This is a genomic window from Pseudodesulfovibrio sp. lm2024 (assembly GCF_051175575.1).
GTDB classification, from domain to species: domain Bacteria; phylum Desulfobacterota; class Desulfovibrionia; order Desulfovibrionales; family Desulfovibrionaceae; genus Pseudodesulfovibrio; species Pseudodesulfovibrio caledoniensis.
In genome coordinates, this window is sequence record NZ_CP195092.1 from 1218200 (window position 1) to 1232254 (window position 14055).

Annotated in this window: 16 protein-coding genes; 10 read left to right on the forward strand and 6 right to left on the reverse strand. The window is 64.3% G+C overall.

What is annotated here, in order from left to right; genetic code table 11:
- Window positions 1–159: 159 nt before the first annotated feature.
- A complete protein-coding gene (locus ACR42D_RS05460; protein WP_484565849.1) occupies window positions 160–1506 on the forward strand; it encodes a TrpB-like pyridoxal phosphate-dependent enzyme in 1347 nt (448 codons plus the stop codon).
- A gap of 125 nt (window positions 1507–1631) precedes the next feature.
- The gene (locus tag ACR42D_RS05465) at window positions 1632–2102 is read left to right on the forward strand and encodes an META domain-containing protein (RefSeq protein ID WP_484565850.1); all 471 of its coding nucleotides are present in this window, start codon (window positions 1632–1634) and stop codon (window positions 2100–2102) included.
- Between the two features lie 185 nt (window positions 2103–2287).
- On the opposite strand, the gene ACR42D_RS05470 is transcribed toward ACR42D_RS05465, so the two are convergent.
- The gene (locus tag ACR42D_RS05470) at window positions 2288–3385 is read right to left on the reverse strand and encodes a glycoside hydrolase family 3 protein (RefSeq protein ID WP_484565851.1); all 1098 of its coding nucleotides are present in this window, start codon (window positions 3383–3385) and stop codon (window positions 2288–2290) included.
- Window positions 3386–3499: 114 nt separating this feature from the next.
- Between ACR42D_RS05470 and ACR42D_RS05475 the strand changes: the two genes are divergently transcribed.
- From ACR42D_RS05475 to ACR42D_RS05495, 5 genes are all read left to right on the forward strand, one after another.
- Window positions 3500–4525 (forward strand): rhomboid family intramembrane serine protease, encoded by a 1026-nt coding sequence (locus ACR42D_RS05475; protein WP_484565852.1) that lies wholly within the window; start codon window positions 3500–3502, stop codon window positions 4523–4525.
- A 71-nt stretch (window positions 4526–4596) separates the two neighbouring features.
- Entirely contained in the window at window positions 4597–5409 is an 813-nt protein-coding gene (locus ACR42D_RS05480; RefSeq protein ID WP_484565853.1) for a metal ABC transporter ATP-binding protein, read from the forward strand.
- Window positions 5409–6209 carry a metal ABC transporter permease gene (locus ACR42D_RS05485; protein ID WP_484565854.1) on the forward strand — a complete coding sequence of 267 codons (801 nt, stop codon included), beginning with the start codon at window positions 5409–5411 and terminating at the stop codon, window positions 6207–6209. The genes ACR42D_RS05480 and ACR42D_RS05485 overlap by 1 nt, the downstream gene beginning before the upstream one ends.
- Window positions 6210–6315: 106 nt before the next feature.
- A complete protein-coding gene (locus tag ACR42D_RS05490; RefSeq protein WP_071547142.1) occupies window positions 6316–6522 on the forward strand; it encodes a DNA-binding protein in 207 nt (68 codons plus the stop codon).
- Between the two features lie 18 nt (window positions 6523–6540).
- Window positions 6541–7080, forward strand: coding sequence for a hypothetical protein (locus tag ACR42D_RS05495; protein WP_484565855.1), 540 nt, complete (start codon window positions 6541–6543; stop codon window positions 7078–7080).
- A 121-nt stretch (window positions 7081–7201) separates the two neighbouring features.
- Here ACR42D_RS05495 and ACR42D_RS05500 read toward each other — a convergent pair whose 3' ends face one another.
- Window positions 7202–7552 carry a zinc ribbon domain-containing protein gene (locus tag ACR42D_RS05500; RefSeq protein WP_484565856.1) on the reverse strand — a complete coding sequence of 117 codons (351 nt, stop codon included), beginning with the start codon at window positions 7550–7552 and terminating at the stop codon, window positions 7202–7204.
- A gap of 113 nt (window positions 7553–7665) precedes the next feature.
- Between ACR42D_RS05500 and ACR42D_RS05505 the strand changes: the two genes are divergently transcribed.
- A complete protein-coding gene (locus tag ACR42D_RS05505) occupies window positions 7666–9207 on the forward strand; it encodes a hypothetical protein (RefSeq protein WP_484565857.1) in 1542 nt (513 codons plus the stop codon).
- On the opposite strand, the gene ACR42D_RS05510 is transcribed toward ACR42D_RS05505, so the two are convergent.
- The gene (locus ACR42D_RS05510; RefSeq protein ID WP_484565858.1) at window positions 9191–9892 is read right to left on the reverse strand and encodes a CTP synthase C-terminal region-related (seleno)protein; all 702 of its coding nucleotides are present in this window, start codon (window positions 9890–9892) and stop codon (window positions 9191–9193) included. The two genes, ACR42D_RS05505 and ACR42D_RS05510, sit on opposite strands and share 17 nt — an antisense overlap.
- Window positions 9893–10008: 116 nt before the next feature.
- On the opposite strand from ACR42D_RS05510, the gene ACR42D_RS05515 reads away from it, so the two are divergent.
- A complete protein-coding gene (locus ACR42D_RS05515; protein ID WP_484565859.1) occupies window positions 10009–10962 on the forward strand; it encodes a LysR family transcriptional regulator in 954 nt (317 codons plus the stop codon).
- Between the two features lie 17 nt (window positions 10963–10979).
- Here the strand turns inward: ACR42D_RS05515 and purU are convergent, their stop codons facing one another.
- The gene (gene purU / locus ACR42D_RS05520; RefSeq protein WP_484565860.1) at window positions 10980–11861 is read right to left on the reverse strand and encodes a formyltetrahydrofolate deformylase; all 882 of its coding nucleotides are present in this window, start codon (window positions 11859–11861) and stop codon (window positions 10980–10982) included.
- A 200-nt stretch (window positions 11862–12061) separates the two neighbouring features.
- Here purU and ACR42D_RS05525 point away from each other — a divergent pair, with 200 nt between their 5' ends.
- Window positions 12062–12685 (forward strand): D-sedoheptulose 7-phosphate isomerase, encoded by a 624-nt coding sequence (locus ACR42D_RS05525; protein WP_484565861.1) that lies wholly within the window; start codon window positions 12062–12064, stop codon window positions 12683–12685.
- Window positions 12686–12801: 116 nt separating this feature from the next.
- Here the strand turns inward: ACR42D_RS05525 and ACR42D_RS05530 are convergent, their stop codons facing one another.
- Window positions 12802–13509 carry a cytochrome c biogenesis CcdA family protein gene (locus ACR42D_RS05530; protein WP_484565862.1) on the reverse strand — a complete coding sequence of 236 codons (708 nt, stop codon included), beginning with the start codon at window positions 13507–13509 and terminating at the stop codon, window positions 12802–12804.
- Window positions 13510–13515: 6 nt separating this feature from the next.
- The gene (locus ACR42D_RS05535; RefSeq protein WP_484568441.1) at window positions 13516–13890 is read right to left on the reverse strand and encodes a thioredoxin family protein; all 375 of its coding nucleotides are present in this window, start codon (window positions 13888–13890) and stop codon (window positions 13516–13518) included.
- Window positions 13891–14055: the final 165 nt, after the last annotated feature.

Here is a 14055-nt window from a genome sequence, read left to right on the forward strand (position 1 = left end):
CTGCCGGTCCCGGCGGCGGCGTGCTTGCGCGCGCGTTCGGACATCGGAAAGCCGCTGGTTCGTTGCCAGCGGTTTTTTTCGTCAACGCGCACCGGATCGGGGAGCCGGGAAGCTTTCACCCGATCCGGCCTACAACGCGCAACTGTTCGGAGGAACACCATGTCTGTGAAGAAGATATTCCTGTCCCAGGACCAGATGCCCACCCAGTGGTATAACCCCATGCCCGATCTGCCCACGCCCATGGCCCCGCCCCTCAACCCGGAGACCATGGAGCCGCTGACCCCGGACCTGCTCTCCCCGATCTTTCCGGATTCGCTCATCGCCCAGGAGATGAGCGCGGACCGGTTCATCGACATCCCGCAGGAGGTCCTGGACGTCTACAAGATCTGGCGTCCCTCGCCGCTGGTGCGCGCCGACCGGCTGGAAAAGGCCATCGGGGCCAAGTGCAAGATATTCTACAAGGACGAGTCGGTGTCCCCGGCGGGTTCGCACAAGCCGAACACCTCGGTGCCCCAGGCGTACTACAACAAGATGGAGGGCGTAAAACGGCTGGCCACCGAGACCGGCGCGGGCCAGTGGGGCACGGCCCTGTCGTTCGCCTGCGCCCAGTACGACATGGAGTGCGTGGTCTACATGGTCAAGGTCTCCTACGAGCAGAAGCCGTACCGCAAGATGATCATCAACACCTACGGCGGGACCATCCACGCCTCGCCCTCGGACCAGACCCGAACGGGCCGCGAGATGCTGGCCAAGGACCCGGACTGCAAGGGGTCGCTCGGCCTGGCCATCTCCGAGGCCGTGGAGGACGCGGCCACCCATGACGACACCAAGTACGCGCTGGGCTCGGTGCTCAACCACGTCATCATCCACCAGACCATCACCGGCCTGGAGGTCCAGAAGCAGCTCGAGATGATCGGCGAAAAGGCCACCCACCTGGTGGGTTGCGTGGGCGGCGGCTCCAACTTCGGCGGCCTGGTCCTGCCGTTTTTGCCGCAGAAGCTCAATGGCGACCCGGTCAAGTTCATCGCGGTGGAGCCCAAGGCGTGCCCGACCCTGACGCGCGGCGAATACCGCTACGACTTCGGCGACATGGCCAGGCTGACCCCGCTGGTCAAGATGCACACGCTGGGCCACGATTTCATGCCCGCGCCCATCCATGCGGGCGGCCTGCGCTACCACGGCGACGCGCCCATCGTCTGCAACATCGTCAACGAGGGGCTGTGCGACCCGGTGGCCTACTTCCAGACCGAGTGCTTCGAGGCGGCCAAGCTGTTCATGCAGACCGAGGGATTCCTGCCCGCGCCCGAGACCTCCCACGCCATCAAGGGGGCCATCGAGGCGGCCAAGACCGCCGGGCCGGACGACGTCATCGTCTTCCTGTACTCGGGCCACGGCATGCTCGATCTGGCCTCGTACGACGCCTTCAACCAGGGGCTGCTGACCAACTTCGAACTGCCCCAGCGCGACATCGAGGAAGCGCTCAAGGCCTGCCCGAACGTGAAATAGCGGCCTGCTAGCCAACACATGCCGCCCCCGGCCCGGACTTCCGCGCCGGGGGCTCGTGTTTCCTTGCAACAGGGCCGCGCCCCTGTTAATCATGATCCCGTATTCATTGATCAAGGAGACGAACGATGCCGAATCTATGGAAGAGAATGTGTTGCGCCGCGCTGCTGCTGGCCGCCCTGGCGTCCCTCGGCGCGTGCGGGTCCCACGAGGCCCCGGTCATGAACGAGGACGCCCTTCGCCAGGCTCTGGTAGGCAAGACCTGGACCCTGCGCAGGATCGTTTCACGGGACTTCGACGACGACCCGGCGCAGACCATCAAGTTCAACGCCGACGGGACGGTGGAGGGATTCAGCGGGTGCAACGCCTTTACCGGCACCTACACCCTGACCGACGACTACCTGGAGTTCGGCCCCTTCACCGCCACGGAAAAATCCTGCGGCCCGGCCGGTGACGAGCGGGAGTACACCTACATGACCTACCTGGCCAAGGTGACCCGCATCGATACCCAGACCGATCCCGACGAACTGGTCCTGCTGACCGAGAACCAGAGCGAACTCAAGTTCACCGTCGGCGGTTCCGGCGGCCTCTTCTGGTAGTTCCGGTTTGCCTTAAGAAGTGAAAAACGCCGGTCGCCTACAAAAGCGACCGGCGTTTTTTCTGGATCAAGCCCCGCGCCGAAGGCGCATAAGCGGGATGCAAAGGTGCGAACCCTATCGCTGCTGTCGCTATCTCCAAGGCTCGAAGACTCGCCTAAGAGCTAGGGCTGCCCGCACCTGATTTTTTACCCCAGCTGCGCTTTCAACCGCATGATCCGGTCATAGGACTGCTGAATGCGCGCCTCGGGGATGGTCCCGTCGTCCACCAGGGAGCGGATGACGGCGTGGACCTTTTCGACGATGTGCTCGTCATAGGCGAGGTTGTTGCCGAACAGGAGGATGTCCGCGCCTGCCTCGATGGCCCGGCGGACGGCCTCCCGGCGTCCGTACTCGTCGGCGATGGCCCCCATGTCCATGTCGTCGGTGATGACCACGCCCTGGTAGCCGAGCTCACCGCGCAGCAGACCGGTGATGACCTTTTTCGACAGAGTGGCCGGGTAGTCGGGGTCGAGATGCACATTGAAGATGTGGGCGGTCATGATCATGTCCACCTTGCCGCCCTTGATCAGTTCCCGGTAGGGGATCAGTTCGGCCTCTGACCAGGTGCCGGTCACGTCGGTCAGACCCCTGTGGGAGTCGGTCCCGGCCGACCCGTGGCCGGGGAAATGCTTGAGGCAGGAGAGCACCCGGTTGCGGTGCAGCCCCTTGATGAAGATGCCCGCGCAGCGCGCGACCTCCTGCGGGTCGCTGGAGAAACTGCGGCCCAGCCTGCCGATGGCCGGGCTGTCCGGGTCGACGTTCACGTCCACCACCGGGGCGAAGTTGAGGTTGAACCCGGTATCCCGCAACATCGCGCCGACGGCCAGGCCCGCGTCGAGCACCTCGGAATCGCCCGCCGCGCAGAGCTCTGCCGCCGAACGGGTCTCCTTGAAGCCGTAGGTCTTTTTGAGCCGCTGCACCTTGCCGCCTTCCTGGTCCACGCCCATGAACAGGGGGATGTCCGCGTTGGCCTTGAGGTCGGCGATGAGTTTCTCGACCTGGTCCTTGCTCCGGATGTTGCGCTGGCCTGCGCCCCGGAACATGTCGTGGTCGAAGAGGATGACCCCGCCCAGGTGGCGTTCTCGGATGTCGCGCACGATGGTCGAGTCCCTGTCCACGGAGAAGCCCCGGAACCCGGCCAGGATCATCTGGCCGATCATGGTGTCCAGGTCGGCGGCGCGGGCGGCGGAGCAGGGGAGCAGGAAGAGAGACAGCAGGAACAGGGCGGCGAAGCGGATGCGCATGGCGTGACTCGTCGGGGGTTGAGGTTTCGGGTTCGGGCCAGCATAGGGCGGGCGGGGGCGCGGCGCAAGGGCGAAACCGGTTTGCGCCGGGCCGGATTTCCTATACATTGCGGCATGCACGCCCGAACCGTCCACCCCGGATTCTTCCGCCGCGTCCTGCGCCACGCCTGGATCGATCTCGTGCCCCTGGTGCGCGGGGAGCAGGCCGGACCCCTGTCCTGCCGCGAGGCACGGCTGTGGGGGCTGATTTTGTCCTCGCGCCACGTGCCGCACCGGTTGCGGCGGGTTTTGTCCGAGGGAGGCGACGGCTGGGCGGTCATGGTCCAGGAGTGGTACGTCGACCGGGCCGTGGAGGAAATCGAGCTCTATTTCGAGGAGAACCGCCCGGAGCTGGCCAAGGTGGACCTGCCCGACCTGCGGCCCGTGGGCGGGCTGGAGCCGACCCTGTTCGGCCTGGCCCTGCTCGTGATATTTTACTGGGCTTATTCCCGGACCTATCCGGGCATGGGGCTGTACCCGGACCTGTGGGTGCAACTCGGCAGCGCGGACGCCGGGGCCATCCTGTCGGGCCAGTGGTGGCGGCTGTGCACGGCCCTGACCCTGCATGCGGACGGCCCGCACGTGGCCGGAAACGCGGTCATCGGCGGGGTGTTCATCTGGTTGGCCGCGCGGCGGCTCGGCTCGGGCGCGGCCTGGATGCTGACCATGGGGGCCGGGGTGCTCGGCAACCTCTTCAATTCACTGGTCCTGGGCGTGCATCACGACGCCATCGGCTTTTCCACGGCCACCTTCGGCGCGGCCGGGGCGCTGGCCGGGATCACCCCGTTCGGCGTGGGCGGCGGGCTTCACGGGTTGGGCAGCGGCTCGTGGCTGCGGCGTTTTCTGCGCTTCACCCGCACGGCGCTTATCCCGTTCGGCGCGGGGCTGGGGCTGCTGGCCATGCTCGGCGCGGGCAACGGGGAGGGCAACACCGACCTGGGCGCGCACCTGTTCGGCTTCGGATCGGGCCTGGGATTGGGCGCGCTCACGGCATGGGCGGCCACCCGCTGGGGCCTGCCGGGCAAGGGCGCGGATTTCCGGCTCTACGCGGCGGCCCTGCTTATGCCCGCAGCCGCCTGGGTCTGGGCCTGGGTGGCATGATTTCCGGGCTTGTGCTAGGCTGCCTTGATCGGTAAGGATGTCGATCCAAAGCGTTTCACCAGGAGTTTCACGTGGCTGAGCCCGTTGTCGACATACAGGGTCTGAACTATTCACCGGGCGGCCTGCCGGTGCTGGAGAACGTCGATTTGCGTATCGAGCGCGGCGACTATCTGGCCGTGCTCGGCCCCAACGGCGGGGGCAAGTCCACCCTGCTCAAGCTCATGCTCGGGCTGATCCGGCCGGACAGCGGGACCATCCGCGTGCTCGGCCTGCGTCCGGGCGACGCCGGGGGGCGTATCGGCTACCTGCCCCAGCACACGGAGGTCGCCAGTTCCTTTCCCATCACCGTGCTCGAGGCGGTCTGCATGGGCACGGTCAAGCCGGGATTCCGGGGCATGTCCGGCCGCCACTCAAAAATCGACCATGAAAAGGCCCGCCAGGCCCTGCGAAAGGTGGACATGCTCGACTACCAGGGGCGCAGCCTGGCCCGGTTGTCCGGCGGCCAGAAGCAGCGCGTGTTCATCGCCCGCGCCCTGGTGGACAGCCCGGAACTGCTTTTGCTCGACGAGCCCACGGCCAGCGTGGACTCGGCCAGCCGCATGTCCCTGTTCGCCCTGCTCAACGAGCTGACCGAGGAGATGACCGTGATCATGGTCAGCCACGACATCTCGTCGCTGGCCTCGGGGGTCAAGTCCGTGGCCTGCGTCAACCGGACCCTGCATTTCCACAAGGCCCCGGAGATCACCGACGACATGTTCGCCATGACCTATGGCGGGTCCGGGGACCATTGCTGCCCGGTGGAGCTGGTCACCCACGGCCACGTGCCGCACCGCGTGCTCGCGCCCCATGACGGGGCGGACGCGGACCAGGGCGGTGAGTCGTGATGGACGTGCTCGGCTTCGACTTCATGCAGAACGCCCTGGCCGCGGGGCTTCTGGCCAGCCTCATCTGCGGGATCATCGGCTCCTTGGTGGTGGTCAATCGAATCGTCTTCATCTCCGGCGGCATCGCCCACGCCTCCTACGGCGGCGTGGGCCTGGCCTTCATCCTCGGCCTGCCGGTCCTGCCCGTGACCTCGGCCTTCACCGTGTGCATGGCCCTGATCATGGCCCTGGTCACCCTGCACGCCCGTGAGCGCGTGGACACGGTCATCGGCGTCATCTGGGCGGCGGGCATGGCCCTGGGCATCATTTTGCTCGACTTCACGCCGGGCTACAACGTGGACCTGATGAGCTACCTGTTCGGCTCCATCCTGGCCGTGCCGCGCTCGGACCTGTGGATCATGGCCGGGCTGGCCGCCATCGTCATCGTCCTGGTCCTGGTCTTCTACCGGGGTTTCACAGTCATGAGCTTCGACGAGGAGTTCGCCCGCTCGCGCGGCGTGCCCGTCAATTTCCTGTATATCCTGCTCATCGTCATGGTCGGTCTGAGCGTGGTCATGATCATCCGCGTGGTCGGCCTGATCCTGGTCATCGCCCTGCTGACCATCCCGCCGTTCATCGCCGAGCGGCGGACCCGTTCGCTTCGGGTGATGATGATCGTGTCCACGGTCCTGTCCGCCGTGTTCACGGTCTGCGGGCTGATGATCTCGTACGCGCTCGACATCACCTCGGGCGCGTCCATCATCGCCGTGGCCGCCGTGGGCTTTTTCATCTCACTGCTCATCCCGCAGAAAACCGCCTAGTCCGTAAGGGGTTGTTTTTTCCAATGGAATGGCTTTTGCAAATTGTCCTCAGCAGGTGTACATCTTTTCCTGGCCCAAGGCCTGACAAACGGCCCGGCGCATAACCATGGAATACAAAGACAAGCTCAAACAGGAAGGATACACCCGGTACCGGGGCGCGGTTGACGCCTCGGTGTACGAGTATTTCAACTGCGACTGTTCGTGGAAGGCCCAGTGGTACCTGAAAAAGGGCCACTACCGCTGCTGCGGCTGCAAGGAACGGTGCGAAACCCGCGATCCCGAGGGGTTCCAGCTCTTCCTCGATCTGGGATAAGGCAACTAAGGAAGGACAATGCGACGCATTCTCATCGCCCTGAGCCTGGCCATGGCCCTGGCCGCGATTCCGGCCCTGGCCTCGGACTATATGGACATGGACATCTGCCTGGGCAAACAGGTCCTGGGGCGCATCCTGTGCAAGTCTCCCCAGGAGATCAACTACGTGGCCAAGGTCAGGGACAACATCTACCTGTTCTCCGTGTTCTACGCCAAGCAGGAAGCCCGGTTCGTGGTCGGCATCTCGAGCGACAAGATCCGCGTCCAGGGCAAGGAATTCCTCAAGCTCACCCGAACCATCCCCTATGATTTCGACACGACCAGCAAATGCGCCGTGGTCGAATACTCCTCCGCGGAGTGCACCCGCACCGAACCCATCGTCTGCTGCACCGAAAAGACCGAGGAGGACATCAAGGAAGAGAAGTTCTGGGACCGTCCCATTCCCGACCTGCTCGAGGAGGACCTTAAAAAGGCCCTGGAGGTCCTGCCCCCGGAAGAGAAGCCCGCACCGGGCCAACAGAACGGCCAGGGAACACCGGCCACGCCTCCGGCCCAATAATTCAGGCCCATCGGAAAACCAAAGCCCCTACAGAAATGCGGGGGTTTTTTTTTGCGTCCCTCGCCCGCGAAGCGGCCCAAAAAGTTTAGGAGGGAAAGGGGGATGGGGGTCCGGGGGCGTCCTACACCTTCCGCACCCAGAGCAGGAGGGCGATGAGGGCGACGGTAGGGTAGAGGGGCCACCAGATCTTGTAGACGATGCAGGCCGCGGCCACTCCGGCGAGGATCAGGACGTAGGCCCAGGCCTCGAGCATGCGCTTGAGGGAGCGCAGCAGGTCGCCCTGCACGCCGTGGTGGCGGAACGGTTCCAGGGGCGCGTCCGCGACGGCCCCATTGTCCGGCGCGGCGCGGCGGGAGGACTGGAGCTTGTTGCCGCATTTGGGGCAGGCCAGGGTGTCGTCGGAGCTCTTGGCTCCGCATTTGGTGCAGGTGATCACAGGGAGGTTATGGCCGCCGAGGAGGAGAAAGGTCAAGGGGCGGTGCGCCCCTTCCATCCCGGCGCGGTTGGTGATATGGCTTTTGCAGAAAAGCCGGAGAAGGCTTAGCATCGCGCAACTCCCATGCGCAATTGAGGATAATCGAACCCATGAGCGAATCAACCGCCCGCGACACGCGACCCGACAAGGAAACGCGCCTTGCCGCCTACCAGAAGAAACTGCGCGCGCTGAAGGAGCGCTCATCCCTGCGGGAGGTCACGGAGCGCGAGATGCTGCTGGCCATCCTGGAGAACAACAGTCCGGCCATCAACGAATACCCCATGCTCGAGGCGCAGCGCAGCAGCGTCATGGAACTGTTGTGCGGCCGGGTGGGCCATCCCGGTTACGAATTCATCCACGAGCGGGTGGGGCGGTTCATCATCCTGCTGGCCCACTATGACAAGGCGGTCAAGACCGGGGACGCGGAGCGGCGCGAGGAGCTGGAGGCGGCCCTGCTCAACGCCGAGGCCGTGCTGACCAAGTGCGCCCAGGGCGTGGTCTACGCCATGGCCCTGGTGACGGACAATTTCGAGGAGCTGGTCCTGCGCTATTTCGGCAAGCAGAGCCTGGAGCAGTACAGCGGGCTTATCGAAAAGCACGAACTGGACCAGGGATTCTGGAGCGCCTTCGTGGAGGAGTTCATCGCCAGCCGGGTGGTGGAGGCCCACCGGGAAATCCTGGAGGGCGAGAAGTACGAGATATCCAAGGAGCGGACCTTCCTGGTCATCCGTTTCCTGTTCGACGACATTCTCTCCAAGCTCAATCCCACGGACCAGGAGATATCCAAGACCCGCATCCAGAACAGCTTCATCGCGGCCCGCGAGGAGCCCGCCATCCGGGAGCGGGCCAAGCTGGTCCAGGCCATGCTGGTCAAGGGGCTGAGGGGCTTGTCGCAGTTCGACAAGCTCTCGGCGGGCGAGCTGCTCCACGCGGCGCGCGTGGCCTGCATGGACAACGTGGCCGAGGAGTTCGAGACCCAGTACAAGGCCCGACTGGCCGAGGCGGAGGCGGCCCGCAAAGGCGAGGCCGGGAAGAAGGAGCCCGAGGAGCGGCAGCGGGAGCAGGCCTGGTTCAAGTTCGTGCAGGACCAGCTGGTGGCCCTGGGGCTCGGCGCGTCCATCGCCATCGGCGTGACCAGCGACCATTTCTACAAGGCGTTGGAGGCCGTGGTCCCGGACCAGATCAACGGTATCCTGCCGCTGAAGAAGGATTTCAGCCTGCCGGTGCTCGAGAAAATCCTCTTTTTCCTGCTGGAAAACCATTTCATCCAGATTCTCAAGGAGTGCGGGCGCGAGGAGGGCGGCAAGATCCAGGTGCGCAGCGGCCGGGCCCGGCGCGTGCCCGCTCCGGCGGTGAACGAACTGCGCGGTATGTCCAAGATCCGCAAGAAGCAGATGTTCGGCAACGACGTGACCAGGGAGGACACCCTGCTGTTCAAGCCCAAGACCGCCAAACAGCTGAGCGAGACCATGTCCATGCTCTCGCTCGAACCCGAGCTGCAGCGGGGGCTGGCCGAGCTGTGGAAGCGGGCCGTGTTCCGGGTGGACGTCATGGTCCTGATCAACCTGGAACTCGTGGCCCGGTCCACCACCAACCTGACGGTCAGGCTGACCGAAATCCTGGGAAAGTACGGCGTCAAGAAAATCGGGTAATCGGCGCTCGGACCGCCTTGACGAAACCGTCCACCAGCGGGTGCGGGCAGGACCGGGCGGAACGCGCCTGGGGCACGAACAGGGTGGCGATGAAGAATCGATGCGCCGGTATCTCCACGACCCTGATTTCCCCCTCGGCGTCCGAACCGCTGACCCGGATGGGCGCCTTCTTCAACTCCTCGACATACGCGGGATTGACGCCGAAATTGCAATAATAGCGTTCGGTCGTCCGCGTACTCCCGTACAGGGCCGCGGCCCGTGACCCCTCGGCCAGGGAAAGGGTCATTTCCCTCCCGGCCAGGGAGCAGGCCAGTTCGGAGATGAACAGGTCGCTGGCGTAGGGATCATACTCCGCGTGCTCCGCGTCCTTGAAGCCCAGCAGGTTCCGGGCGATCTCCAGGATGACGTGCTGGAACCCGCCGCAGGTCCCCAGCAGCGGAACATCGTTCTCCCGGGCATACCGGATGACCTCAAGGGTTTTTCGCATGTTCCTGTAAGGGCTGCCGGGGCCGATCCAGAACCCCTGGTACTCGCTGTACAATCCGGGGCCGAGGTCTTCGGTTGATATCCAGTCCCCTTTGACCTCGATCCCGGCGGCAGCGGCGGAGTGAAGCAGGGCCCGTTGCGTGGCGGCATGGGGTTCGAAGGACGGGTCGTATTCGGCGATCAAGGCGATTTTTTTCATATGGCTCCCGTGGGGTTGTCGTCGGGGCCGCAGTCGGCCCGATTGTGCTTCCACTGTATTTGGCGTATGCAGCCGAGTAAATGCAGCAGTGCTAAACCATGGCTTAAGTGAAACCGATGCTCCCCGATCTCAACAGGCTCAAAGTCTTTCATTTCATATTCACGGAGAAAAGCGTGGCCGGGGCGGCGCGGAAGCTCCACGTCTCGCCCTCGGCCGTGAGCCAGGCCCTGAACAAGTTGGAAGGGGAAATGGGCGTGGCCCTGTTCACGCGTTCGCCGAGCGCGTTGGTGCCCACCTATGCGGGCGAACAGCTCGCAAGTATGATGGGGCCGTTCCTCCGCGATCTCGACACGGGGGTCGCCCGGCTGCAACAGGCCCGGCAGGTCCCTTCGGGGATGCTTCGGATCGGCTCGCCCATCGAATTCGGAAACGCCTATCTGCCCGCGATCATGGCCGGTTTCCGGGAGTCCTGCCCTGATGTGACCTTTACCCTCAAACTCGCCGACACGGCGGAAATCCTGTCGATGATCCGCGACGGCGCCGTGGACTTCGGTCTGGTGGACGATTTCTTTCTCCGGGATCGGCTGGAAGAGGGAGTGGGGCCCTGTGCGGTTGAACCGCTGATTGACGAAGAAGTCGTCCTGGCCTGCTCACGCGAATATTATGAACAGGCCATCGCGGGCGACCATTCGTTCGCTCACCTGGCGGGACGGGAATTCGTCGCCTACAGGGAGTCCTCGTTGACCCTGACGGGCTGGTTTCTCCACCATTTCGGGAAACCGTGCGCCGGGCTGAACCGCGTGCTGTCCGCCGACAGCCATCAGGCGATCATATCCGGGATACGGGCGCACCTGGGACTGGGCGTGATCGCCTCGCATCTTGTGAGGGAGGACTTGGCGGCGGGGAGCATCGTTCCGATCAGGACCGGGACCCGCGAGATAGTCAACACCATATCCCTGGCGCAACTGCTCGACAAGGTCCCCAACCTGACGGAGCGGACCTTTCTCCGCTATTTGCAAAACGACGTGTTCGGGCCCGACGGATTGCTGGATTTCACGGGTGTGGCCTAGGCCGGCGTACGGCGGGATCAGCGGCGGAAGACGATGGTCTTGTTGCCGTCCACGATGACCCGGTCCTCCAGGTGCCACTTCACGGCCCGAGCCAGGACATGGCGCTCGATATCGCCGCCCAGCCTCTTCAAGTCGTCCACGTCGTGGCTGTGGGTCACTCGGATGACGTCCTGCTCGATAATCGGGCCCTCGTCCAGCATCTCGGTGACGTAGTGGGCCGTGGCGCCGATGAGCTTGACGCCGCGCTCGTGCGCCCGGCGGTACGGGTCCGCGCCCACGAAGGCGGGCAGGAACGAGTGGTGGATGTTGATGATCCGGTTGGGGTAGCGCTTGACGAAATCCGAGGTCAGGATCTGCATGTACCGGGCGAGTACGATGAGGTCGGCCTGGCCGTCCATGAGCTCGATCATGGCGTCCTCGGCCGAGACCTTGTCGCGAAGGCTGGGTCCCACGGGCACGTGGTGGAAGGGCACGTCGAAATTTTCCACCTCGCGGCGCAGGGTCGGGTGGTTGGAGATGACCATGGCCACCTCGGTTTCCAGGTCGCCGCGCTTGCACCGCCAGAGCAACTCCATGAGCGCGTGGTCCACCTTGGAGCAGAGGATGACCATCTTCTTGGGCACCCAGACGGGGTTCAGGGACCAGTCCATGACGAAGCCGTTGGTGACCTCCTCGGCGAACTCGCGGCGCAGCTCTTCCAGGCCGTCCATATCCAGGCCGGGCAGGAAGAACTCGTTGCGCATGAAGAACCGGCCGCCCTCGGGGTCGGTGGAGTGCTGGTCCGAGTGGATGATGTTGGCGTTCTTGCGGTGCAGGTAGCCGGAGACCGCGGCGACGATGCCGGGCTGGTCCGGGCAGGTGATCAGCAGCCTGACGGTGCTTTCCTTGGATTCGGTCATGGTCTTGATTGCCTTTGCTGGAATAAGTTCTGTCTGGCCGGAAAACGGCCCCGGCCGGGCGCAAATTTGCGCTGTACCGCAAAAGACGGTCGAATAAAAGCCTTTTCCTCGCCCGTCGCCCGATAGGGGTTGGCAAGGACGGATTTCGGCAGTATAGGCAGGACTGGCTTTTTTCGACGACAACCACAGATGAGGAACGCATGTCTGAATCCGCTCTGCACAAAGTGATGGATCACGCATCGGCCGGACTGGCCGCGCGCAAGGCCTTCTTCGACACCAAGGCCGAGCTGGTGGTCGAGATCGCCCGGGCCATGGCCGTGTGCCTGGCCGGAGGCGGCAAGGTCATGTTCTGCGGCAACGGCGGGTCCGCCGCCGACAGCCAGCACCTGGCCGCCGAGTTCACCAACCGTTTCCGCATGGAGCGTCCGCCGCTGCCCGGCCTGGCCCTGACCACCGATACCTCGGCCCTGACCGCCATCGGCAACGACTACAGCTTCGACGAGGTCTTCTCCAAACAGCTTCTCGCCCTGGGACGGCCCGGCGACATCCTGGTGGGCTTCTCCACCTCGGGCACCAGCACCAACGTCATCCGGGCCATGCGGGAGGCCAAGCGCAACGACATCGTCACCGTGGGCATGACCGGCCAGAGCGGCGCCGAGATGGCCACCGTGTCCGACTTCCTGGTCACCGTGCCCTCGGGCGACACCGCCGTCATCCAGGAGATCCACATCGCGGCCGGGCACATGTTCTGCCACCTGGTGGACCACTTCCTGTTCGAGGCCGTGGCCGAGCTGACCCCCTACCTGCCGGAATCCAAGGGGTAGGTCCCGCACTTCGATGGAAAAAAGCCCCGGCGGGATTCGCGGGGCATTCATGGATTTTAAAAGATGGCCCCGACCGAGTCGAAGCCATCTTCTTTGGCGTTCGGGATATCGGCCGTCTAGGCCGCGCTGAAGAACGGCTGGGCGATGAAGTAGAGCCCGAGCAGGCCGATCAGCCCGCCGGCCAGTCGGCGAAACACCATTCCGCCGCGTTGCCAGGCCGAATTGGCGAGCAGCTTCCTGACCATGGCGGTCGAGCCGCCGGCCACGGCGATGGGGATGCAGTGGCCGGTGGCGAAGAGCAGGATGAAGACGACGCCGGTGAGGATCTTCTCCTGTACCGTTATGATGGCGAGGATGGGGGCGATGAATCCGAAGGTGCACGACCCGGACAGCACGCCGTAGGCAAGCCCGATGACGAATGCGCCGAACATTCCCTTGAGTTTCAGCCTGGGCATCAGCCCGCCGGACAGGGAGCACGCGGACACGCCGAGCATGTCCAGGGCGACCCAGAGGAGCAGCACGCCCACGACGATGGTCCAATAGGGCCCCACGTCGCCGAGCATGCGGCCCAGCAGGGAGCAGACCACGCCTATGGCCGCGATGGTGATGAACAGGCCGGAGGTGAACAGCAGGGCGTAGACCGAGGCCTGCCTGCCCTCGATGACCTTGTCCTGGCCCGCCACGTACCCGACGATGAGCGGGATGGAGGCCAGATGGCATGGGCTGAATAGGACGCTGACCATGCCCCAGAGGAAGCAGCCAAGCGCGCCGAGCAGCACCCCGCCCGTCATCCATTGGTTGATGAGAATGAATACCTGGTCCATGCGAAACTATTTCGCGCCCAGTTCGGTCAGCTTGGCGACGATGCTCTCCTTGTCCAGGTAGCCCACGTGCCGGTATTGCTCCTTGCCCTGCGCGTCGTAGAATATCTGCGTGGGGATCGTGCTGACGCCGTACTTGGCCGCCTGTTCCCGATGTTCCCAGACGTCGATGAAGGCGATCGCTGCCCGTCCTTCGTATTCCGTGGACAACTCCTCGATGATCGGGGTCATCATCTTGCAGGGAATGCAGGAGTGCGCGCCGATGTCCACCATGGTGACCATCCCGGCCACGGGCATGGGGTGGGGCGCGCCGGAGATCAGCTCGGCCGCCGGGACGGGAGCGCCGGAGTCCTGCGCCCCGGCAGGGACGGCGTAGAGGGCCATGCACACGAGAAGAAGCAAGCAAATCTGGAGAGCAATTCTTTTAACCACGAGTCGTTTCCTTCGATGGGTTGGTGATTCTTCCGGCAACGGCATTGCCGACCGTCATGCGGTGCGTTGCGGATTACATTTGGCGATTTCTTCAACTGTTGTCGTAAAAAAAGACCG